The organism is Nocardiopsis coralli (assembly GCF_014892575.1).
Classification (GTDB): domain Bacteria; phylum Actinomycetota; class Actinomycetes; order Streptosporangiales; family Streptosporangiaceae; genus Nocardiopsis; species Nocardiopsis coralli.
Genome location: NZ_JADBGI010000026.1, coordinates 36,689 through 59,472, shown reverse-complemented (window position 1 = coordinate 59,472; position 22,784 = coordinate 36,689). Strand labels below are relative to the sequence as shown.

The 22,784-nt window shown below is 73.3% G+C and carries 19 protein-coding genes; 5 read left to right on the top strand and 14 right to left on the bottom strand.

All coding sequences use genetic code 11. The features are described from left to right. Positions 1-64 precede the first annotated feature (64 nt). Together IDM40_RS23265 and IDM40_RS23260 are read left to right on the top strand one after the other, a co-directional pair. Complete coding sequence (locus IDM40_RS23265) at positions 65-712, top strand: TetR/AcrR family transcriptional regulator (protein ID WP_193124183.1); 648 nt, start codon at positions 65-67, stop codon at positions 710-712. A gap of 66 nt (positions 713-778) precedes the next feature. Further along, the gene (locus IDM40_RS23260; RefSeq protein WP_193124182.1) at positions 779-3,850 is read left to right on the top strand and encodes an alpha-mannosidase; all 3,072 of its coding nucleotides are present in this window, start codon (positions 779-781) and stop codon (positions 3,848-3,850) included. Between the two features lie 16 nt (positions 3,851-3,866). On the opposite strand, the gene IDM40_RS23255 is transcribed toward IDM40_RS23260, so the two are convergent. From IDM40_RS23255 to IDM40_RS23220, 8 genes are all read right to left on the bottom strand, one after another. After that, positions 3,867-4,733: a carbohydrate ABC transporter permease gene (locus IDM40_RS23255; RefSeq protein ID WP_328807105.1), complete on the bottom strand. Its 867-nt coding sequence runs from the start codon at positions 4,731-4,733 to the stop codon at positions 3,867-3,869. Further along, positions 4,730-5,566 (bottom strand): carbohydrate ABC transporter permease, encoded by an 837-nt coding sequence (locus IDM40_RS23250; protein ID WP_193124225.1) that lies wholly within the window; start codon positions 5,564-5,566, stop codon positions 4,730-4,732. The genes IDM40_RS23255 and IDM40_RS23250 overlap by 4 nt, the downstream gene beginning before the upstream one ends. A gap of 107 nt (positions 5,567-5,673) precedes the next feature. Further along, on the bottom strand, positions 5,674-7,035 hold the full coding sequence (locus IDM40_RS23245; RefSeq protein ID WP_193124181.1) for an extracellular solute-binding protein: 1,362 nt from the start codon (positions 7,033-7,035) through the stop codon (positions 5,674-5,676). 149 nt (positions 7,036-7,184) lie between these two features. Beyond that, positions 7,185-8,942 (bottom strand): ABC transporter permease subunit, encoded by a 1,758-nt coding sequence (locus tag IDM40_RS23240; RefSeq protein WP_193124180.1) that lies wholly within the window; start codon positions 8,940-8,942, stop codon positions 7,185-7,187. Further along, complete coding sequence (locus IDM40_RS23235) at positions 8,939-10,426, bottom strand: ABC transporter substrate-binding protein (RefSeq protein ID WP_193124179.1); 1,488 nt, start codon at positions 10,424-10,426, stop codon at positions 8,939-8,941. Before IDM40_RS23235 ends, IDM40_RS23240 begins: the two co-directional genes overlap by 4 nt. A gap of 114 nt (positions 10,427-10,540) precedes the next feature. After that, complete coding sequence (locus IDM40_RS23230; protein ID WP_193124178.1) at positions 10,541-11,860, bottom strand: MFS transporter; 1,320 nt, start codon at positions 11,858-11,860, stop codon at positions 10,541-10,543. 21 nt (positions 11,861-11,881) lie between these two features. Then, the gene (locus tag IDM40_RS23225; protein ID WP_193124177.1) at positions 11,882-12,754 is read right to left on the bottom strand and encodes an ABC transporter ATP-binding protein; all 873 of its coding nucleotides are present in this window, start codon (positions 12,752-12,754) and stop codon (positions 11,882-11,884) included. 55 nt (positions 12,755-12,809) lie between these two features. Then, on the bottom strand, positions 12,810-13,643 hold the full coding sequence (locus tag IDM40_RS23220; protein ID WP_328807104.1) for an ABC transporter ATP-binding protein: 834 nt from the start codon (positions 13,641-13,643) through the stop codon (positions 12,810-12,812). Positions 13,644-13,760: 117 nt separating this feature from the next. Here IDM40_RS23220 and IDM40_RS23215 point away from each other — a divergent pair, with 117 nt between their 5' ends. Then, the gene (locus IDM40_RS23215; RefSeq protein WP_193124223.1) at positions 13,761-14,618 is read left to right on the top strand and encodes a nicotianamine synthase family protein; all 858 of its coding nucleotides are present in this window, start codon (positions 13,761-13,763) and stop codon (positions 14,616-14,618) included. 83 nt (positions 14,619-14,701) lie between these two features. Here the strand turns inward: IDM40_RS23215 and IDM40_RS28705 are convergent, their stop codons facing one another. The 6 genes from IDM40_RS28705 to IDM40_RS23190 form a co-directional block, all read right to left on the bottom strand. After that, a complete protein-coding gene (locus IDM40_RS28705; protein ID WP_268959386.1) occupies positions 14,702-14,833 on the bottom strand; it encodes a hypothetical protein in 132 nt (43 codons plus the stop codon). A gap of 77 nt (positions 14,834-14,910) precedes the next feature. After that, positions 14,911-16,128 (bottom strand): fumarylacetoacetase, encoded by a 1,218-nt coding sequence (gene fahA, locus IDM40_RS23210; RefSeq protein WP_193124176.1) that lies wholly within the window; start codon positions 16,126-16,128, stop codon positions 14,911-14,913. 29 nt (positions 16,129-16,157) lie between these two features. Beyond that, positions 16,158-17,006, bottom strand: coding sequence for a hypothetical protein (locus IDM40_RS23205; RefSeq protein WP_193124175.1), 849 nt, complete (start codon positions 17,004-17,006; stop codon positions 16,158-16,160). Beyond that, positions 17,003-18,202 carry a homogentisate 1,2-dioxygenase gene (locus IDM40_RS23200; protein WP_193124174.1) on the bottom strand — a complete coding sequence of 400 codons (1,200 nt, stop codon included), beginning with the start codon at positions 18,200-18,202 and terminating at the stop codon, positions 17,003-17,005. Before IDM40_RS23200 ends, IDM40_RS23205 begins: the two co-directional genes overlap by 4 nt. Positions 18,203-18,234: 32 nt before the next feature. Beyond that, a complete protein-coding gene (locus IDM40_RS23195) occupies positions 18,235-19,935 on the bottom strand; it encodes an FAD-dependent monooxygenase (RefSeq protein WP_193124173.1) in 1,701 nt (566 codons plus the stop codon). Between the two features lie 59 nt (positions 19,936-19,994). Next, positions 19,995-20,957: an MBL fold metallo-hydrolase gene (locus IDM40_RS23190; RefSeq protein WP_193124172.1), complete on the bottom strand. Its 963-nt coding sequence runs from the start codon at positions 20,955-20,957 to the stop codon at positions 19,995-19,997. A gap of 210 nt (positions 20,958-21,167) precedes the next feature. Here IDM40_RS23190 and IDM40_RS23185 point away from each other — a divergent pair, with 210 nt between their 5' ends. Together IDM40_RS23185 and IDM40_RS23180 are read left to right on the top strand one after the other, a co-directional pair. After that, a complete protein-coding gene (locus tag IDM40_RS23185; RefSeq protein ID WP_193124171.1) occupies positions 21,168-21,707 on the top strand; it encodes a MarR family winged helix-turn-helix transcriptional regulator in 540 nt (179 codons plus the stop codon). 13 nt (positions 21,708-21,720) lie between these two features. Continuing rightward, positions 21,721-22,764: an aminotransferase class V-fold PLP-dependent enzyme gene (locus IDM40_RS23180; protein WP_193124170.1), complete on the top strand. Its 1,044-nt coding sequence runs from the start codon at positions 21,721-21,723 to the stop codon at positions 22,762-22,764. The last annotated feature ends 20 nt before the right edge of the window (positions 22,765-22,784 follow it).

The following is a 22,784-nucleotide window of genomic DNA, read 5'->3' as shown; positions in this document are numbered from 1 at the left end:
ACCGATGGTAAACGAAAGTGTTTCGTTTCCAACCCCCCGACGGGACCCGCATAAGATTCCGGTCATGACCACCGAGCACCTGCCGGAGGCCGAACCCGCCTCCACCCGGGGACGGCCCCGCGACACCACGCGGGACCGCGCGCTGATGGAGGCCACCCTCTCCGTCCTGCAGTCCCACGGCTACAGCGGCCTGACCACCGCCGCCGTCGCCAAGGAGGCGGGGGTCTCCACCGCGACCCTCTACCGCCGCTGGCGCTCCAAGGAACACCTGGTCGTGGGCGCCGCCCAGACCTGGGCCGAGGACCTGGGCCCCGACCACGACACCGGGAGCCTGCGCAGCGACCTGTCCACCCTGCTGCACGACAAGGCACGCGCCCTGGACGGGGCCTCCGGGCGCCTGCTGCGCGCCGTGCTCGGCGAGGCCGCACACAACCGCGCCCTGGCCGACGTGCTCTTCGACGACTTCGTCGTGCCCCTGCAACAGCGCGTCTCGGCCCTGCTGGAGCGTGCCGCCGAACGCGGGGAGATCGAACCCGTGCAGGAACCCGACGTGGTCGGGGAGATGGTCATCGGCCCCATGGTCAGCCACACCTTCCTCATCCCCCACACCCCGGGCCAGGGGCCCGGCCCCGGACACCGGATGGCCGACCAGCTCCTGCCCTACCTGTTGCGCTCCCTGGGCGCGCACGCAGGCCCCGGCCCGGACCGTTGACGCGGCCCCCGCGCGGTGGGAGCGTGACCGGCGTGAGCCGGCCCGACGACCGAACGGGGTAACTGCGTGCACGACGACCGGCGGCTGACCGAAGCACGACTGGACCGGGTCCTCGAAGAACGCATCCGACCAGCCGTGCACACCACCCTCCACCCCCTGGACGTGGCCCGCTGGGACGCACCCGGCGAACCCGTGCCCGCCGACGAGGCCCTCGCAGCGCCCCACTCCCCCGCCCGCGTCGGCGACGCCTGGGGCCCGGCCTGGGGCACCACCTGGTTCCGGTTGCGCGGGCAGGTGCCCGAGGCGTGGGCCGGGCGCACCGTCGAGGCGCTGGTCGACCTCGGCTTCAACGACGCCAACCCCGGGTTCCAGGCCGAAGGGCTCGTCCGGCGCCCCGACGGCAGCATCGTCAAAGGGCTCAACCCTCGCAACGCCTGGATCCCCGTCACGGACGCGGCCCGCGGCGGCGAGGACGTGGCCCTGCACGTGGAGGCCGCCGCCAACCCCGTCATCCTCGGTCACCCGCCGTTCCGGCCCACCGACCGCGGCTCCGGGCGCGGGCCCGAGGACGAACCCCTCTACCGGCTCGCCCGCGCCGACCTGGCCGTCCTCGAACACCAGGTGTGGGAACTGGTCCTGGACCTGGAGGTGGCCGGCGGGCTCATGCGCGAGCTCGACACCGGCGACCCGCGCCGCTGGGAACTGCTGCGCGCCCTCGAACGCACCCTGGACGCGCTCGACCTGCAGGACGTCCCCGCCACCGCCGCCGACGCACGCCGGCACCTGGCACCCGCCCTGGAATCGCCCGCCTCCCCCGCCGCCCACCGGCTCTCGGCCGTGGGTCACGCCCACATCGACTCCGCCTGGCTCTGGCCCGTGCGCGAGACCGTGCGCAAGGTGGTGCGCACCAGCGCCAACGTGGTCTCCCTGGCCGAGGGGCACCCGGAGTTCGTCTTCGCGATGAGCCAGGCCCAGCAGTGGGCGTGGCTCAAGGAGCACGAACCCGACCTGTTCGCCCGCGTCACCGAGGCCGCACGCCGGGGCCAGTTCGTGCCCGTGGGCGGAATGTGGGTGGAGTCGGACACCAACATGCCCGGGTCCGAGGCCCTGGCCCGCCAGTTCAGCTTCGGCAAACGCTTCTTCCGCGACGAGCTGGGCGTGGACACCCAGGAGGTGTGGCTGCCCGACTCCTTCGGGTACTCGGCCGCCCTGCCCCAGCTCGTGCGGCTGTCGGGGTCGCGCTGGTTCCTCACCCAGAAGATCTCCTGGAGCCAGACCAACGCCTTCCCCCACCACACGTTCTGGTGGGAGGGCCTGGACGGCACCCGCGTGTTCACCCACTTCCCGCCGGTGGACACCTACAACGCCGAACTCACCGGCGCCGAGCTCGCCCACGCCTCGCGCACCTTCCGCGACAAGGGCGGCTCCTCGCACTCCCTGGTGCCCTTCGGCCACGGCGACGGCGGAGGAGGGCCCACCCGCGAGATGCTGGGCCGCGCCCGGCGGCTGCGGGACCTGGAGGGCTCGCCCAGGGTGCAGATCGAACACCCCGAGACCTTCTTCGCGCGCGCCCGCGCCGAGTACCCCCAGGCCCCGGTGTGGTGGGGCGAGCTGTACCTGGAGTTCCACCGCGGCACCTACACCAGCCAGGTGGCCACCAAACAGGGCAACCGGCGCTGCGAACACCTGCTGCGCGAGGCCGAACTGTGGGCGGCCACCGCCGCGGTACGCACCGGCGCCGCCTACCCCTACGAGCAGCTCGAGGGGCTGTGGCACACGGTGCTGCTCAACCAGTTCCACGACATCCTGCCGGGCAGCTCCATCGCCTGGGTGCACCGCGAGGCCGCCCAGTCCTACGCCCGGGCCACGCACGAACTCACCGGACTGATCGAGACCGCCCAGCACACACTGGCCCGCGACTCGGCCGGACCGGAGGAGAGCGGCGAGACCATCTTCAACGCCTGCCCGCACCCGCGCGAAGGGGTCCCGGCGCTGGGCGCCCTGCCCGTGGACCGGGCCCGCCCGGCCGAGACCGTGCCCGTGGCCGAGACGGAGGAGGGCTTCGTCCTCGACAACGGGCTCCTGCGCGCGCACGTGGACAAGCGCGGGCTGCTCACCTCGGTCACCGACCTGGTGGAGGGGCGCGAGGCGCTCGCCCCGGGCCGGGCCGGCAACCTGCTCCAACTGCACCAGGACCTGCCCAACCAGTGGGACGCCTGGGACGTGGACCACTTCTACCGCAACACCGTCACCGACCTGACCGGGGCCGACAGCGTCGAGGCCGTGCAGGGGCCGGGGGCGGACACGGCGGGCGCGGTGCGGGTGCGGCGTTCCTTCGGTTCCTCCCACCTGACCCAGACCCTCACCCTCGAGGCGGGGGCCCGGCGCCTGGACGTGGACACCACCGTCACCTGGCACGAGCGGGAGAAGCTGCTCAAGGCCGCCTTCCCCCTGGACGTGCGCGCGCACGCCTCCTCCTCCGAGATCCAGTTCGGGCACGTGGAGCGTCCCACGCACACCAACACCACCTGGGACGCGGCCAAGTTCGAGATCTGCGCGCACCGGTGGGTGCACGTGGCCGAACCCGGTTACGGGCTGGCGGTGCTCAACGACTCCACCTACGGCCACGACGTCACCCGCGACGTGCGCTCCGACGGGGGCACCACCACGACCGTGCGGCTGTCGCTGCTGCGCGCGCCGCGCTTCCCCGACCCCGACACCGACCAGGGCGAGCACCGGTTCCGTTACTCCCTGGCCCCGGGCGCCGGCATCGAGGACGCGGTCCGGGAGGGGTACCGCCTCAACCTGCCCCAGCGCCGTGCCGCGGGCGGGGCCGTCGAGCCCCTGGTGAGCGTGGACGACCCGGGGGTGATCGTGGAATCGGTCAAGCTGGCCGACGACCGCTCCGGTGACGTGGTGGTGCGCATGTACGAGGCCCGTGGCGGTCGGGCGAGCGCGACCGCCCGCGCGCACTTCCCCGTCTCGGGCATCGAGGCGGTCAACCTGCTGGAGGAGCCCTACGAGGAGGCCCCGCACCTGGACGTGGACCTGCCCGGCGGCCCGGGTGGCGCCGAGGGCGGGGCGGCGGTCTTCACCCTGCGGCCGTTCCAGATCCTGACCCTGCGCCTGCGCCGCTGAACCGGCCCTGGGCGGGTCAGCCCTTGAGGGCGCCGCCCAGGGCGAAGCGCCCGCCCAGGGCCCGGGAGACCACGAGGTAGAGCACCACCACCGGCACGGTGTACAGCAGTGAGTAGGCGGCCAGCTCGCCGTAGCGCACCGACCCGTACTGGCCGAAGAAGGTGAAGACCCGCACGGCCGCGGGCATCTTCTCCGGGCTGGTGAGCAGGATGAAGGGCACGAAGAAGTTGCCCCAGGTCGTGACCAGGGTGAAGATCGCGACCACCGACAGCCCCGGGGCCAACAGCGGTGCGACCAGGTACCGCATCGACTGCCAGGCCGAGGCGCCGTCGACCCAGGCGGCCTCCTCCAGACTGATGGGGATGCCGTCGATGAAGTTCTTGGTCAGCCAGATCCCGAACGGCAGCGTGCTCGCCGCCAGGAACAGGGTCGTGGCCGTCAGCGAGTTCAACAGGTTGGCCTGCACGAACATCCCGTAGACCGGCACCATGATCGCGGTGATGGGCAGCCCCGTCGCGAAGAGGACCGAGTACAGGAACGGTTTCTTGAACCGCAGCTGGTAGCGCGAGAGCGGGTAGGCGGCCAGCATCGAGCACACCGCGGTGATGAGCGCCGCTCCCCCGCAGGTCAGGATGCTGTTCCAGATCGGGACGTAGACGATCTCGGGCGTCATGATCGCCGTGAAGTGGTCCAGCGTGAAACCCGAGGGCCAGCTCGCGCGCAGCGACGCGTCCGGGTCCACCGAGGCGAAGACCATCCACAGCAGCGGCAGCAGGAAGACCAGCCCCAACCCGGCCAGGACCAGGTGGGCAAGCAGGCTGCCCCCGGCCCGGCTCGGACTGCTCACCCGCAGGCGCCGCCCCCTGCTCCGACCACCGCTCACCGTGCCTCCTCCTTGCGCAGCAGCCACACGTACACCGTCGAGAACAGCCCGGCCACGACCAGCAGGGCCAGCGCGATCGCCGTCCCGTAACCCAGGTCGCCCATCTGCAGCGCCTCCTGGTACATGAGCAGCGGCAGGGTGGTGCTGCGCGCGCCGGGCCCTCCGGAGGTCATGACGAAGATCAGCGTGAACACCTGCACGGTCTGCAGGGTGATGAGCAGCAGCGTCGTGGCCAGGGTGCGGCGCAGCAGCGGCAGGACCACGTGCCGCAGCACCTGGAACCCGGAGGCCCCGTCCACGCGGGCGGCCTCCTTCAGGTCCTCGGGCACCTCCGACAGCCCCGCCGAGTAGGTCATCATCGAAAAGGCGGTGCCCTTCCAGATGTTGGCCAGGACCACCGCCAGCAGGGGCGCGGTGAACAGCCAGTTCTGCTCGGCGCCGCCGAACCACCCCAGGACCGCGTTGAGGGTGCCCTCGCGCTCCAGGAACGCGTACCAGACGAACCCGGCCACGACCTCGGGCACCACCCAGGCGCCGACCACCACCGCACCGACCAGCCCCCGCACCCAGCCGTGGCGGTGCTGCATCAACAGGGCCAGCGCCAGGCCCAGCACGGTCTGGCCGAGCACACACCCGGCCAGGAAGACCACGGTCAGCACCACGGCGGTGCGGAACCGCGGGTCGGCCAGCAGCGCCTCGAAGTTGGCGGTGCCCACGAAACGGGTGTCGGCCGCTTGCGCCCCGGTCAGGGCCACGTCGGTCAGGGAGGCCCACACCGTCCACAGGATCGGGCCGGCGAAGAAGGCCAGCAGCAGGAACAGGGCCGGTCCCATCGGCACCGCCCACCGTGCGGTGCGCTCCCAGAACGTGCGCGCCCCGGCCCCGCCGGACCGGGACGGCGCGCGGCGGGGCGCGGGGGTGTGCGCCCGGACGGCCATGCTCAGGAACCCGTGACCTGGTCGGGGCCCACGATGCCCTCGACCTCCTCGGCGTAGACCTCCGCGGCCTCCTGCGGGGTCGCCTCGCCGAGCATCACCGCCTCCATCGCCTCCTGGATCGCCAACGACACCTGCGGGTACTCGCTGTAGGCCGGGCGGAACCCGGTGACCTCCACCAGCTCGGCCATCTCCTCGGCCATGGGCGCGGCCTCCAGGAAGTCCGGGTCCTCGGCGACGTCGTCACGCACCGGGATCTGGCCGCCCTCGACGGCGAACTTGACCGCGTGCTCCTGCGAGAGCGCGTGGGTCATGACCTCCCAGGCCAGGTCCGGGTCGGTGGCGTGGGCGCCCATCGACAGCGCCCACCCGCCGGACATGCTCGTGATGCCGGGGTCCTGGCCGTCCTGGGTGGGCATGGGCACGAACTCCATCGTCTCCTCCCACTCGGGCCAGGGCTGGTTGGCCTCCTCGATCCAGGACTGGGTGGCCCAGGAGCCCTCCAGGCTGATGGCCAGCTCTCCCGAGGGGAAGCGCTCCTCGTTGTTGAGGGTGCCGATGTTGGCGTCCAGGGCGTCCTGCGCGTCGAGGGTGAGGTCCTCGTCGAAGAGGGTGTGCACGAACTCCAGGGACTCGGTGAACCCGGTGCTGTCGACGATCCACTGTTCGGAGTCCTCGTCGAAGAGCGTGTCGCCGGTGCCGCTGAGCAGCATCTGGAACCCCTGCAGGGCGGCCATCTCCCCGGCCGGGGTGCCCGAGTACACGTTCATCGGGATCACCTCGTCGCCGAGTTCGGCGTCGACGGTGCGGACGGCCTCGAGCACCTCGTCCCAGGAGCCGGGTTCCCAGGGTGTCTCCACCCCGGCCTCCTCGAGCAGTTCGGTGTTGTACCAGAGCCCGCGCACGTCGGTGCCGAGCATGACCCCGTACCGGTCGCCGTCCAGGGAGGTGACGGCCTCGGCCTCCTGGTCGTTGACGTGCTCGGCCTCGTCCCAGGAGGCGAAGTGGTCGTCCAGGGGCATGAGGTAGCCGGCGTCGGCGTCCTGGTTGATGGTGAAGGTGTCCTGGTAAATGAGGTCGGGCGCCTCACTGGGCGAGCCGTTCATCAGGTTGACCTGGGTCTGGAAGTCCTCCGGCGGGGCCTCGATCGCGTTCAGCTCGACGGTGGTGCCGGGGTTGTCTGCCTCGAACTCCTCCTTGACCTTCTGCATCAGGGTGTCCATCGCGATGAAGGTGCCGTAGTGCTGGTAGACGACGCGGACGGTGTCCGGGTCGCGGTCACCTCCCCCCGAACACCCCGTGGCGGCCAGGAGCACCGCGGAGGCCGCGGCCGCCGCACAGGTGGTGAAAGGTCGTTCCGTCCTCATGCTGACCCCTTGCGACGACGCCGGCGGGACACGCCCCGGCCCGCGCGGCATCGCCGCACCGGCCGGTGACGTACCTCACCTGCTTACCCAAAGTTGCCCGCCGCGGCAATGGGTGAAAGCGACTCGCACATCGGCGGCCCGCCCGGGGTTCAGCGCTCCGGCCGGCGTGTGCGCACCAGCGAGGCGACCGCCCCCAGCAGGGCCAACCCCAGCGCCGGGACCGCCACCACCCACGGGGCGCGCTCGACGTAGCGCACCCCCTCGGCCAGCATCGCGCCCCACTCCGGTGAGTCGTGCGGCGCACCCAGGCCCAGGAAGCTCAGTCCGGCCAGCGCCAGGGTGTTGTGGGGGATGCGCATCAACGCGTGCCGGGACACCGCCGGGAGCACCGAGGGCACCAGGTGGCGCCGGGCCAGCCACACCGGCCCCGCTCCCCCGGCCACGGCCGCCAGGTGGAACCCCGAGGCCCGCACCTCCGTGGCCAGAGTGCGCGCGTGCACGGCGATCGGGATCCACGCGACCGCCGCCACCGCCGCCATGGCACCGCCCAGGCCGGGCCCGGCCACCGCGGCCACCAGCACACCGACCAGGACCGGCGGGAGCGCGTTGAGCACGTCGGCCGCGCCCGCGCGCGCCCGGCGTCCGCACACACCCACGGCGGTGCCCACGGCCAGCGCCACCAGGCTCACCGCCACCCCGGCGCCCACGCTGATCAGGGCACCGTGGCCGAACCGTGCCCACACGTCGCGCCCCAGAGCGTCGGTGCCCAGGGGGTGGGCCGGCGATGGGGCCTCCAGCCGGGCGGTGAGACCGACCGCGTCCGGGTCGCGCAGCAGCCCCAGGGCGACCACCGCGACCAGGACCCCGCCCAGGAGCGCCGGCAGGGACCGCGGCGGGGCGCCCGCGGCCACGGCAGGGGACAGACCGGCCGAGCCCAGGGCCGGACCCAGCAGCGCACGGTGCAGCAGGATGCCCGCACCTCCCACGGCCAGGCCCATCACCACCAGCGCGGCCACCGCCCCCTGCACCCGGGGCAGGTCCTGGGCCAGGACCCCGTCCAGGGCCGTGTGCCCCAGGCCGGGGACGGCGAAGACGCTCTCCACGATGACCGAGGAACCCATCAGTCCCGCGAAGACCAGCAGCACCTGCGGCAGGGCCACCGCCACGGTCCGCCGCAGCAACGACAGCGCCAGTACCGCCGGGGAGCAGCCGACCGCACGCCAGGTGCGTACCCAGGCCTCGGCCAGCGTCGCCGACAGCGCCCCGGCCAGCACCCGGCTGATCAGACCGCCCGCGGGAAGCCCCAGGGCCAGGGCCGGCAGCACCATGTGCGCCGGCCCCTCCCACCCGGAAGTGGGCGCCAGACCCCATCCCACGGCCACCACCGACAGCAACACCGAGGCGAGCAGGAAGTCGGGGGTCGAGGCCAGGGCCGCGCCGGTCACGTCGGCCCCGCGCCCGGGCCCCCGGTGCGAGCGCACCGCCCGCACCAGGCCGGGCAGGACCACGAGCAACCCGGTGGCCAGGGCGATCAGCGCAGCCGCGGCGGCCAGGGCGGCCGAGACCCCCAGGGCCGAGGCGATCGAGGGTGCCACGGGGGCGCCGCTGACCCAGGACACCCCCAGGTCCCCGCGCAGAGCCCCGCCCATCCACTCCAGGGTCCCGGTGACGGGGCCGGAGGGCAGGTCGAGTTCGCGGCGTACCGATTCCAGCGCCTGCGCGTCGGCCTCGCGTTCGGCCGAGCGTGCCCGCAGCACCGTCTGTGCGGGATCGTTGCCGCTGAGCCAGGGCAGGGCGCCCACCACGAACGCCACCCCCGCGCAGGAAGCCAGTACGGTCAGCGGCCCGCGCAACCCGGACGCAGCCGCGGTGCCCCGACCGGAACGTTCCTGTGTCGGCGCGCTCACGGGGCCTGGGTCCGTTCGGTGACCAGGGTGCGCTCCAGCGGGTCCTGGGCCACGCCCTCCACGCCCTCGGCCACGCCCACCCGGGCGCGCTCGGCCACCAGCGGCACGAAGGAGTCGGTGGCCAGGACCGCCTCCTCGATCTCCACGGCCGCCTCGTGGCGCTCCTCGGGCTCGGTGTGCCCGGCGGCCTCGGCGATCATCGTGTCGATGTCCTCCTCGCAGAAGCGGGCGAGGTTGTAGCTGCCCTCGCAGCTCCAGTCCGAGGCGAGGTAGTTGACCGGGTCGTTGGTCTCGACCAGGTAGGAACGGGTGCCGATGACGGCGTCGTAGGCGCCCTCCATCAGGTCGGTCTCCATGGTCGCGAAGTCCTGGACGGTGACCTCGACCTCGAACCCGGCCGAGCGCAGGTCCTCGGCCACCGCGGAGGCCGCCTCGGGCAGTTCGGGCCGGTCGTCGTAGGTGGCCAGGGTGATGGCCTCGCCGCCGGCGTCCCCGGGGTCGGCGCCCTCGGGCCTCGGGCGCTGCACGGCCCAGTCGCTGACCGGACCGTAGAGGCCCTCGACGGCGTCGGCGCGGCCCTCGTACACCCCCTCGGCCACGGGTGCGTTGTCCACCGCGCCGGCCGCGGCGGCCCGCAGACCGGGGTCGGTGAAGGCGCCGCTCTCGTTGTTGAGCAGCACCCCGACCGTACGCGGGATCGGCACCTCCACCAGTTCGTCCTCGTCCATGGCCTCGGCCTCGACGATGGGCACGGCGTCGACCACGTCGACCTCGCCGGTGCGCAGGCCGCCCACACGGCTCGCGTCGTTCTCCACGAAGTCCACGTCCACGCCCTGGGCGCTGGGAGCCCCGTTCCAGTACCCGGTGTGGGCCTCCAGGGTGGCCGATCCGCCGCCGACCTCGGTGAGCTCGAAGGGGCCGGTGCCCGCACCGACGGGGTCGGGGGCGGCCGGGTCCTCCTCGTAGGCGGACGGGGCCAGGATCGCCAGCTCGGGCGCGGACAGGCGCTGGGGCAGGATCGGGTCGGCCTCGCCGGTCTCGATGCGCACGGTGTGCTCGTCCTCGGCGTCGGCCTCCAGGTCGGTGCCGGCCAGGGCGCGCGGGCGCGGGCTCGCGGCGGAGGCGTGCTCGAGAGCGTCGGCCACGTGCTCGGCCTCCATCGGGGTGCCGTCGTGGAAGGTGACGTCCTCGCGCAGCTGCAGGGTCCAGGCGCCGTCCTCGTCCTGGTCCCAGTCCTGGGCCAGCAGGGGTTGGAGCTCTCCCTCCTCGTCCAGCCTGGTCAGGGGTTCGGCCGCACCGACCCGGCCGAGCAGCAGGGCGTCGTCGCTGAAGGGCGACATCTGCTTGACGGGCGGGAAGGCCAGCGCGACACCGAGTCGGCCCTCGGTGTCCTGGCCGCCGTCGGTGAAGCAGCCGGTCGCCAGGAGCACGAGCGCGGTCAAGGCGCCGAGCAGGGCGGGCCCGCGTGAAGGGGAGACTCTCATGGGCACACTTTCTGTTCCGAGGGGGGCACTGAGGGGCACATCGATCGTAAATGAAAATCGTTTTCCGAGCGGCGGCAGGGATGTCCCCCGCCTCCGGGCCCGGCCGTGGGTGACTCAGGCCGGGGCGCGCTCGGCAGCCGCGGCCCGGCTGCGGGGCGCCACCGCTCGGCGCGCCACCAACCACAGGACGAGGCCGCCCACGGCCGGGAGCACCGCCATGACCGCCCACGGCAGAGCGGCACCCGGCGCGGGTTCGTGCGCCCGGTCCAACAGGGCGCCCGCACAGGCACTGCCCGCCAGCACGGCCACACCCCCCACCGAGGACAAGAACCCGAAATAGCTGCCCAGGCGCTGCTCACCGGCCAACCGCGGCACCAGGTCCTGGGCCACGGGCACCGACAGCATCTGGCCCAGCGTCAGCAGCACCACCAGCGCCACCGCCGGGGCGAGCGCCCAGGGCCCCGGCAACGGGTCCAGGGGTGCGCTCACCGCGACCGCCGCGAAGGCCGCCGCCAGCAGGCCGAACCCGAGCGGGAGCGCCCTCGCCGGCCCCAGGCGCCCGCGCGCCCACGCGGCCAGGGGCAGCTGGCCCACCACGATGAGCACCGAGGCCAGGGCGAACATCCACCCCAGGGCGCCCTGTCCGCCGGTGGCGCGCTCCAGTTCCACCGGCAGCGCCAGATAGAGCTGGTTGTAACTGACCAGGTAGGCGCTGTATCCGGCCGCGAAGACCAGGAAGGCGCGGTTGCGCAGCACACCGGCCCACCCGGCCAGGACCGGCTCCCCGGAACTCCGGCCCGGGGTGCGCGGCAGCATCCGGTAGTGGCCGGCCCAGATCAGCACGAACACCGCCGCGGCCACCGTGCAGGTCAGGGCGAAGTCCACGCCCAGCAGCATCGCGCCCAGCAGCGGCCCGGTCACCGAGCCGACCTCGCCGAAGACCGCGAACAGGGCGAAGAGCTCGGCCCTGGTCATCCCGCCGCGCTTCTCGCAGTCGGAGCCCTCCTCGGCCAGGGCCGCCTCCACGGCCGGGGAGAACAGCGCCCCGGCGAACCCGGTCAGCACCGCGCCCAGCAGCACGACCGGGAAGGTCGGCGCCGCGGCCAGCACGACGAACCCGGCGATGCGCACCACACACCCGGCCAGCACCACACGCCGGGTCCCGAACCGGTCGGCCAGGGCCCCGCCGACCACGAACAGCCCTTGTTGGCTGAAGGTACGTACACCCAGCACGACCCCGACCGCCCATCCGGCCATGGCCAGGTCCTGGGCCAGGTGCACCGCCAGGAACGGCACCACGAGGTAGAAGCCCAGGTTGAAGGCGAGTTGGGTGAGCAGCAGCAGTCGGGCCACGCCACCGAGTTCGGTGAACCTGCTCAGCAGGGACCAACGGCGCAGCGGGTTGAGGCGGCGCGCCACAGAGGCGGTCGTCACGGTTGTTTCCTCCGGTGTGGTTCAGCGGACCGGGGCACGGTCCGCGGGTCGGGGGCCCGGGCCTGCCGGGCGGGTGCGGGGTCCGTTCTCGCCCTCCTCGAGCGCGGGCAGGCGGGGCACGGCCTCGACCAGGCGGCGTGTGCAGGGATCGACCGGGTGGTCCAGGACCCGGGCGGTCTCCCCCTGTTCCACGACCCGGCCCCGGCGCATGACCATGACCCGTTCGCACAGGCGGCGCACCACCCCCAGCTCGTGCGAGACCAGGAGCAGACCGAGCCCGTGCTCGCTGCTGAGCCGGTTCAACAGTTCGATGATCCTGGCCTGGGAGGAGACGTCGAGCGCACTCACCGGCTCGTCGGCGATCAGCACGCGCGGGCCGGGGGCCAGGGCGCGGGCGACGGCCAGGCGTTGGCGCTGTCCGCCGGAGAACTCGTGCGGGTGGCGCTCGGCCATGCACGCCTGCAGGCCGACCGCCTCCAGGACCTCGCCCACGCGTGCGCGGTGGTCCCCGCCGATGCCCAGGCAGGCCAGCGGTTCGGCGATGCTCTCGCCCACGCGCAGGCGCGGGTTGAACGAGCCGGCCGGGTCCTGGGGCACGAACTGCACCTGGGAGCGGAACCAGCGTGTGCTCCGGGCACTGCCGGCGCGCACCGGACGCTGTTCGGGGCCGAACCGGACCTGACCGGCGTCGGGGCGTTCGAGCGCGAGCAGGACACGCACCAGCGTGGACTTGCCCGAACCGGACTCGCCGACCACCCCCAGGCGCTCGCCCTCGGCCAGGCTCAGGGCGACCCCGTCCAGGGCGGTGGTCACCCGGGGCCGGGACAGGGGTGTGCTGCGGGTCCGGTGGCACAGGTGCAGGCCACTGGCCGAGAGCAGGACAGGGGAGGGCATGGGCGGGCTTCCTCGCGGTTGTGGGGGTGGGGCTGTGCGTGGCGGGCGGTCGGCATCAGGGGCGGGCCAGGGCCCTGGCGTCGGCCACCAGGGTGCGGGTGTAGCTGTGTTCGGGGGCGCGCAGCAGGTCCTGGGCCCGGCCCTGCTCGACGATGTGGCCCCCGCGCATGACCAGGAGCCGTTCACACACGCGCGAGACCACGGCCAGGTCGTGGGAGATGAAGAGCAGGGCAGGTCTGGGCTCGCCGGCCGCGTCCAGGGACCGTTCCAGCAGGTCGAGGATGTCGGCCTGGACGGTGGCGTCCAGCGCGGTGGTGGGTTCGTCGGCGATGAGCACGCGGGGGCGGCAGGCCAGGGCCATGGCGATGCACACCCGTTGGCGTTGGCCGCCGGACAGGTGGGCGGGGTGGGCGCGGGCGGCGTGCTCGGGGTGGGGGATCCCCACCTGGTCGAGCAGTTCCACAGCGGCCCGTGCGGCCCGGCGTGCGTCCATGCCCCGGTGGCGGCGCAGCGGTTCGGCGACCTGGCGGCCCACGCGCACCAGCGGGTTGAGGGCGCTCAGGGCGTCCTGGAAGACCATCGCCATCCGGCTCCCGCGCACACCGCGCAGCTCCTTCTCCCCGAGCCCGAGGAGCTCGCGGCCCTGCAGGCGCACGCTGCCCCGGGCGGTGCACCCGGGCGGCAGCATCCCCATGAGGGCGAGCGCGGTCAGGGACTTGCCGGAACCGGACTCACCGATCAGGCCGAGCCTCTCCCCCGGTTCCACGGTGAAGCCGACCCCGTCGACGGGGGTGCGTTCGCCGGTGCCGCCGACCCGGTCACCGCCGGCCCGAACGGTCAGGTCCACCACGTCGAGCATCCCGGCCTCCTGGACATAGTTCGCAACCACTCACATGAAAATGATTATCATATGCAGCGTGGTTGCGGCGACCCGAACCGGGACCGCCGTGCCCGAGCACGCCCGACCCCCGAAACCCATGCCATGACCTGCGCATTCACCGAAGGGATGCCCGTGACCGAGACACCCACCCGAGACCGCGCCCCCGCCCGCAAGCCCACCCCGCCCGACCTCCTGGCCGACCTGCGCGCGCTCGAAGCCCAGCTCAGCGCCGCCGACCTGCGCCCCTGCCCCGAGGTCGACGCGGCCTTCGGGCACCTGGTCGACCTGTGCACCGTCGTCGACGACCACCTCACCGAGCAGCTGATGGCCGCCCCGGCCGTGGACACACTCCTGGACTCGCTCAGAACCGTCAGCGCCCGCGGCGAGGGAGAACTCGAACGCGCCTGGGCCCGGCGCGTCATCGCCGCCGACGACCCCTGGGCGGAGCTGGCGCGCTTCCCCTACCTGGACAACTACCGGCGCCTGGTGCGCTTCGAACTCGCCGGCCTGGACGCCGTGGGTGCCGAGCACCCGCGCTCGGCGGTGGTGCTGGGCGCAGGACCGCTGCCCCTGACCGCCCTCGTGCTGGCCCAGGACCACGGCGTGCACGTCACCGCCGTCGACAACGACGCCGAGGCCTGTGACCTGGCCTCGGCCCTGCACGAGGCGCTCGGCACGCAGGTGCACACGGTCTGTACCGACGCCGCCTCGGCCGTGGACCTGCCCGCCACCGCATCGTGCGACGCCGTGCTGCTCGCGGCGCTGGTGGGCACCGATTCCGGCGCCAAACGCACCATCACCCGCGCGCTGTCCACCGCGATGCGCCCCGACGCCCTGCTCATCACCCGATCGGCGCACCGGCTGCGCACCGCCCTGTACCCCTCGGTCTCACCGGACGACCTGTGCGGTTTCACACCGCTGGTGGAGATGCACCCCTGTGACGACGTGGTCAACTCGGCCCTGATCGCCCGACCCGTCGAGTAGGGGACGTAACAGCGCGTGGCCCGCGGGCCGGAGGGAAAGCCTTCCGGCCCGCGGGCCACAGACGTGCCATACACCGATCCCGCTCAGGCGGGGTCCTGGTCACCGCCCTCGTCCGGCTCTCCGGTGGCGTAGTCGTCCCGTGCCGGCTCGGCGCTCTCCTCGGCGGGCGTTCCGGTGGCGTAGTCGTCCTGGGGCCGCGGGTCCTTCCCAGCCATGGGGGGGGTCCTTTCTGTGGGGGAACCGGCCACGGTATCGGGCCCGATCCCCGTCTACGGCGCCCGTGTTCCGGAGCTCATCGGGCGGGAAGGACCGTCCCGGTGACCTCCCCGAAGTGCACCCGCGCACCGTCCGGGCCCGGGGCGGTGGCGGTGATGGTGACCTCGTCGCCGTCCTCCAGGAACGTGCGCTCGGTTCCGTCGGGCAGCACCAAGGGCTCCTGCCCGCTCCAGGTCAGCTCCAGCAGGCACCCGCGCTGGTCGCGCTCGGGGCCGCTGACCGTGCCCGAGGCGAACACGTCCCCGGTGCGCAGGCAGGCGCCGTTGACCGTCATGTGCGCCAGCTGCTGGGCGGCGGTCCAGTACATGGTCTCGAAGGGCGGGCTCGCCACCCGGTGCCCGTTCAGGTACACCTCCAGCCGAAGGTCCAGCCCCCAGGCCTGCGCGCCCTTGAGGTAGGGCAGCGGTTCGGGGTCCTGCGCCGGGGGTTCCACCCGGGCCGCTTCCAGGGCCGCCACGGGCACGATCCACGGGGAGACGGACGTGGCGAACGACTTGCCCAGGAAGGGCCCCAGCGGCACGTACTCCCAGGCCTGCAGGTCCCGCGAGGACCAGTCGTTGAGCAGGAACACCCCGAACACGTGCTCGGCGAAGTCGTCCACCTGCACCGCCTCACCCATCGGGCTGGGCGTCCCCACCACGAACCCGACCTCGGCCTCGATGTCCAGGCGCACCGACGCGCCGAACAGCGGGGCGGGCTCCGTGGGGGGTTTGCGCTGGCCGCTGGGGCGCACCACGTCGGTGCCCGAGACCACCACCGTGCCGGCCCGCCCGTGGTAGCCGATGGGCAGGTGCTTCCAGTTCGGGGTGAGCGGCTCCTGCTCGGGGCGGAAGATACGGCCCACGTTGGAGGCGTGGTGCTCGGAGGCGTAGAAGTCCACGTAGTCGGCGACCGTGAAGGGCAGGTGCAGGCGTACCGAGCCACGGTCGACCAGGTGCGGTCGGACCGCCGCCTCGAACGCGGGATCGCCCAGCCAGCGTTGCAGGTCAGCGCGCACCCGGTCCCACACCTCACGGCCGGCGGCCATGAACGCATCCAGGGTCGGACCCTGCACCTGCTCGGCGTAGGGGGCGTCCAGGGCGCGGGCCGCCGCGCCCAGGTCGAGCACGTACGCACCGATCGCCACACCGGTGCGGCGTTCGGCACCCTCGGGGTCGGTGCTGAACACACCGTAGGGCAGGGTGGCCGGGCCGAACTCGGCGTCCGGGGCCACCTCGAGCCAGGTCTCACTCATCAGGGGTGTCACTTTCCGTGTTCGCAGGTTCAGGGACGCGTCGCGGGGGCGGGCAGCAGGCCGAGCACCACCAGGTCCTCCAGAGGCTCGGTGACACTGCAGGTACCGAAGGAGTGGAAGGCGGTACGCAGACGCTCGGAACCGGTGTCACCGAGGCGCGCGGCCTCCCGTGCCAGGGCGTGGCCCTCACGCCGGGCCAGTACCTCCGCCGCCTCGCCGGCCGTGGCACCGTCCAGCAGGGCCGCGGTGGCCAGGAGCACGTTGAGGAACCCGTGCTGCTCGAACCCCTCCGCGCTGGTGTGGCGCACCGCGTGGTGCAGGCCCGCGGTGCACTTGAAGGCCACCGCCGCCCCCACCGCCGCGTGCAGGAACCGGGCCAGCTCCTCCTCCCCCGGGTGCGCGGCGGCGCTCACACCGCCGGTCCGGAACTTGGCGTGGAACCCGGACCCGGCCAGCTCCGCCAGGTCGGCGTCCACCTCGCCCTCGCGGGAGAGCTCCACGTAGGCGCTCGCCCCGGGCGGCAGGTGCCGCTCCAGCGCCCCGGCCACCTCACCGACCCCGCCGGGCGCGGCAGCGACCTCCACCCCCGCCAGGCGCAGGCGCGGGTCGTCGGCGGCCGCCAGCGCCGTGGGGACACCGGGCGCACCGCCGGGCACGGTCACCACCGTCTCCAGCGGGCCGTGGGCGTCCTCCTCCCGGGACAGCAGCGCGCGCAGCTCGGCCACCCGTGCGTCGGAGACCAGGAAGGGGCCCACGTGTTCGTCCCTCGGCCCGGCACGGTGGGCGCGGTGGTCGGGCAGCGCCTGGCCCAGGGGCGCGTTCCCCGGCGGGAACAGCGCGGCGTCGTCGAACAGGCGGCGGTACAACAGCGCGCTCACCGGGCGTTCCTCACCCAGGTCCAGGCGTAGACGCCGTCGTCCACCGCACGGCCGCCCTCACCCAGGTCCAGTGGCCGGAAGGTGTCGACCATGACCGCGAGCTCGTCGAAGGCCTGCGCCCCGATGCTGCGTTCGTAGGCGCCGGGCTGGGGCCCGTGGGAGTGCCCGCCCGGGTGCAGCGAGATCGAGCCCTGCCCGATCCCCGACCCCTTGCGCGCCTCGTAGTCGCCGCCGCAGTAGAACATGACCTCGTCGGAGTCGACGTTGGAGTGGTAGTAGGGCACCGGGATCGCCTTCGGGTGGTAGTCGACCTTGCGCGGCACGAAGTTGCAGATCACGAAGTTGTGGCCCTCGAAGGCCTGGTGGACCGGCGGCGGCTGGTGCACCCGGCCGGTGATGGGCTGGAAGTCGGCCACGTTGAACACGTACGGGTACAGGCACCCGTCCCATCCCACGACGTCGAAGGGGTGCGTGGGGTAGGTGTAGCGGGTGCCGGAGATCCCGCCCGGGCCGTCGCCCCGGTGTTTGATGAGCACGTCCACGTTCTCGCCCTCGGCCAGGAGCGGTCCCTCGGGACCGCGCAGGTCGCGCTCGCAGTAGGGGGAGTGCTCCAGGAACTGCCCGTACCGCGACAGGTACCGCTTGGGCGGGGCGATGTGGCTGCTCGCCTCGATCGCGTACGCACGCAGGGGTTCCTGACCGGTGGGCACCCACCGGTGTGTGGTCGAGCGCGGGATCACGACGTAGTCGCCCCCGCCGACCTCCAGCACCCCGAAGACGGTCTCCACCCGGCCCTGGCCGGACTCGACGTAGACACACTCGTCGCCGATGCCGTTGCGGTACAGCTGCGAGGGCGCACCGGCGGCGACGTAGGAGATGCGCACGTCCTCGTTGCCCAGCACCAGGCGGCGCGACCCCACCACGTCGGCGTCCTTCCACGCCTGCCCGGGGAAGAGGTCGTGCAGTTTCAGGTGGCGCGGGATCAGCGGGGCGTTGCGGGTGCGGCTCTGGTCGGGCACCTGCCACTCGGCGGCGTCGGCGATGGCCGAGGGGATCGCCCGGTGGTACAGCAGCGAGGAGTCGCTGGAGAAGCCCTCCTCCCCCATGAGTTCCTCGTAGTAGAGCCCGCCCTCGGGGTTGGGGTGCTGGGTGTGGCGGGTGCGGGGCACGTCCCCGACGCTTCGGTAGTAGGCCATGGCCGCCTTCCTTCCTCGTGCGGAGCCTGCTCTCAGGCTCGGGTGGCGCGCCCGCCGACGGTGGTGTCGGAAGGCGGGTCGGTGCGGTGGGGGTCGGGCGCGTGTCCCAGGGCGGTGCGCACGGCCCGCTGCACGGCCGCGGTGTCGCTGCCCTCGACCACGGCGGCGACGTGGGCGTCGGGGCGCACCAGCCACACCTGCCCGGGCCCGGGTCTCAGGGCGCCGGCCAGCGCACCGTCGGCGTCCAGCTCGGCGACCGAGTGCACGGACACCGGGGCGCCGGTGGCCCGCTCGGCGGCCTCGCGCACGGTCTCCGGTGACCCCGCGGGTGCGGGCCCCAGCAGCAGGGTCAGGCCCTCGCGCAGCAGCGGGCGCAGCCGCCGGTGCCCGCTGCCGGCCGCGACCGGGACGTCGGGCACGAGCACGCCGGGACAGGGGTCGGGGGTCTGACCGCGCGCGGGCCGGCCGCCGAAGGGGCGGTCGGGGCAGGGGGTGGTCAGCGGCGATTCGGTGTACCAGAACGGTTCGGCCAGCCGCCCGGAGTCGACCCGGTCGTGGTGGGAGGGGTCGGACACGGCGCGTTCCAGGACGGTGCGGCGCACCCTGTGTTCCTGCTCGTCGCGCGGCACCAGGAAACGCATGGTCGCGCTGGTGACCTCGGCGTTCTCCACCGCGGCGGCGTGGCGTTCGGCGTGGTAGCTCTCCAGCAGGTCCTGCCCCGCCCACCCGGCCCGCACGTAGGCGATCTTCCACGCGGCGTTCTCGGCGTCGGCGACCCCGGAGTTGAGCCCGCGCGCACCGAAGGGCGCCACCAGGTGGGCGTTGTCGCCCAGCAGCAGCACCCGGCCCACCCGCATGCGGTCGGCCACCCGGGTGTGGAAGCGGTAGACCGAGCTCCACACGATCTCGTAGGGGCGCTCGCCGATGATCTGCCGGATGCGTGCCTCCAGGCGCCCGTCGCGGCGTTCGGCCTCCAGGTCGAAACCGGCCGGGACCTGCCAGTCGATGCGGTACACCGAACCCGGACAGGGGTGGATGAGCACCTGGCGTCCGGGGTTCCACTCGGGGTCGAAGTAGAAGCGGCGCTCGCGCTGCCAGTGCCCCAGGTCGGCGCGGATGTCACAAATCAGGAAGCGGTCGTCGAAGCTGGTGCCCTCGAACCCGACCCCCAGGTCCGCGCGCACCGCTCCGCCGTGCGCGCCCAGGCACGACAGGGCGTGCGTGCCCCTCAGGCGCACCGGCCCGGCGGGGGTCTCGCAGGTGACCTCCACACCGTCATCGTCCTGGGCCAGGCCGGTCACGGTGTGGTTCCACAGCACCCGTACCCCGGCCGCCTCCAGGAGCGGGTCCAGGACCTCTTCGGTACGCGACTGGGACAGGTTGACGAAGGGCGGCAGGTGGGAGGCGCCGGGGTCGCCCAGGCGCACGCTGAACAGCTCGTGCTCGCGGTAGAAGGTGCGGGCGGTGTCCCAGGTCAGGCCCTCGCGGGCGATGCTGCCGGCGCCGAGCCAGTCCCACACGTCCAGGACCTCGCGCTGTTGGCAGATGGCCTTGGACCCGACGGCGTCGCGTTCGGGGCGTGCGTCCACGATCACGGCGGGCACGCCGCGCCGGGCCAGGAGCAGGGCGGCGGTCTGGCCGACCGGCCCTGCGCCCAGCACCAGCACGGGTTCGGCAGGGGCGGGGGGAACGTGCGAGGGGACGGGGGGAACGGGGTGTACGGGGGGTGCCATGGGGGCTCCGTTCGCAGGAGGCGCGCGGAGGGCGCCGGGGGGTGGGGGCGCGGAACCGGTCAGCTCTGCAGCTGGTCCCAGACCTGGCGGTCGCGCTCGGCGGTCCAGATGATCGGCCGCTCGATGCCGGAGAACTCGTCCCAGAGCCGGGAGACGTCGAAGGGCAGGCAGTGCTCGAAGATGGGCCAGTGGCCGTAGTCGCCGACCAGGGCGGCGTGGGTGGCGTCGAAGGCCTCCTTGAGGGTGCCGCCGCGGCCGTGCACGGCCCCGACCTCGGCGATCATCACGTTCAGGAAGCCCCGGGTCTGCTCGATGGCGGCGTCGACCTCGGTGCGTCCGCGGCTGACGGCCCCGCGCCCGCCCACGAGCATCTCCGCGCCCAGGGCCTTGACGCCGTCGAGGGTGGCCCCGGCCCAGTCGTGGTGGAAGGCGTCGCCGGTGTAGAGGGCGGCCTGGGCCTCTACGAGGTCGCCGGCGAACAGGATCTTGTGCCGGGGCAGCCAGGCCACGATGTCGCCCTCGGTGTGGCCGCGGCCCAGGTACTGCAGGACCAGTTCGCCGCGGTCCCCGCCCAGGTCGATCGTGGTGCGGTCGGCGAAGGTCTGGGTGGGCCAGGTCAGCCCGGGCACGGAACCGGCGTCCTTGGCCAGGCGGGGCATGCGCCCGAACTCGCTCTCCCAGTCCTCCTTGCCGCGCTCGCGGATGAGCTCGTGGGTCTTCTCGTGGGTGAGGACGATGTCGGCGTCGAAGGCGCTCGCGCCCAGCACGCGCACCGCGTGGTAGTGGGAGAGCACCAGGTAGCGCACGGGCTTGTCGGTGTGCTTGCGCAGCTCGGCGAGCCAGTCGCGGGCGGCGGTGGGGGTGGCCAGCGCTTCGAAGGCGACCAGGAAGTCCTCGCCCTCGATGGCGCCGACGTTGGGGTCGCCCTCGGCGGTGAGGGCGTAGACGCCGTCGGCGAGCACCTCGAGGGTCTGTTCCTTGGCGGCGGTGTCGGCGGAGGAGGCGAACGGCTTGGTGGCCATGGTGGGAGGACCTCTCACTCGTGGGGGGACGGCTCAAATGATCAAATGTTTGATGATTCGGACCGTAACGTGTTCCACACCACAGAACCAAGGGGGGCAGAGGCAGACAATGGGGTGAAGCAGATCACATCAGCACGGGCCGGGCGGCCTCGGCGCCCGCATGTGCTCCCCCGCACACCCCGGACCCATGAGCGCCTCTAGGCTGGACCGGTGAACCGCGAGACCGCTCCCCCGGACGCACTGACCTTCTGGTCCTTCGTGGACTACGCCGTACGCAAGGCCGACCAGGAACTCCCCGCGGTCAACACCGACGCCATGCGCATGGTGCTGACCCTCAACCGGGCCACCAGCATGGTCATCTACGACCTGGAGTCCACGGTCCACCGCCCCCGCGGACTGACCTGGCCCGGGTTCCGTGTCATCTTCGCGCTCTGGCTCGCCGGCCCCATGGAGGCCAAGACCACCGCCGAGATCTCCGGGATGAGCCGCGCCGCCCTGTCCGCCCTGCTCAACACCCTCGAACGCGACGGCCTCATCGTGCGCGCACGCGCCAGCCACGACCGCCGCGCGCTCCAGCTCAGCCTGACCGAGGAGGGCTACGGCGCGATCCTCGGGGGCTTTCGCGCACACAACCTGCGTGAGAGCGCCTGGGCCGAGTCCCTCGAACCGGCAGAGCAGACCGAACTGGTGCGCCTGCTCAACAAGCTCATGGCCGGCTCCACCGACGCCAAGGCCAAGTTCCGCAACTGAGGAGGACCACCGCATGCACGCACCCGACGCCCTGCAGCGGGCCCGCGCCCACTTCACCCCGCGCGGCACCTACCTCAACACCGCCACCCACGGGCTGCTCCCCCGCCCCGCACGCCGGTCCCTGGACGCCCACACCGAGGCCATCGCCACCGGGACGTTCCAATCCGCCCAGGGCGACGCCCCCACCGAGCAGGCCCGCGAGGCCTACGCGCGCCTGGTGGGCATCAGCCCCGACCGCGTCGCGCTGAGCACCCACACCGCGCAACTGGTCGGTACCGTGGCCGCTTCCCTTCCCGAGGGCGCCGAGGTCCTGGCGCCCGAGGGCGAGTTCGCCTCCACGGTGCAGCCCCTGGCCCGCACACCCGGGGTGCACGTACGCGAGGCGCCCCTGCGGGAACTGGCCGAACACGTGCGCCCCGGCACCGACCTGGTCGCCGTCTCGGCGGTGCAGTCCTCCGACGGCGCCCTGGCCCCGCTGGAGCAGTTGTCCGCCGCCTGCCGCGAGCACGGGGCCCGCCTACTGGTGGACACCACCCAGTCCACCGGGTGGCTGCCCCTGCCGGCGGTACCGATCGACTACACCGTCTGCTCCACCTACAAGTGGCTGCTCGGCCCGCGCGGGACCGCCTTCCTCACCGGAACCCACGAGGCCCTGGCCCTGCTGCGCCCTCTGGCCGCCTCCTGGTACGCCGCCGAACACCCCTGGGAGTCGCTCTACGGCGCCGGCGCCCCGCCCGCCACCGACGCCCGCCGCCTGGACCAGGCACCCGTGTGGGGCGCGGCCGCCGCCCTGGCCCAGAGCCTGCAGGTGTTGGAAGAGGTCGGCCCGGCCGCGATCGGGGCCCACAACACGGCGCTGGCCGACCGGGTACGCACCGCCCTGGACCTGGAACCGGCAGGGTCGGCGATCGTGTCCCTGCCGGTGTCGGACCGCGCCGCCCTACGCGTGGCCGAGGCCGGCATCGCCACCGCCGCACGGGGCGGGCGCATGCGGGCCTCCTTCCACCTGTACAACACCGACGAGGACGCCGAGACGCTGCTGCGCGCCCTGCGCTGACGCCGCCGGCCGCCCCGCGC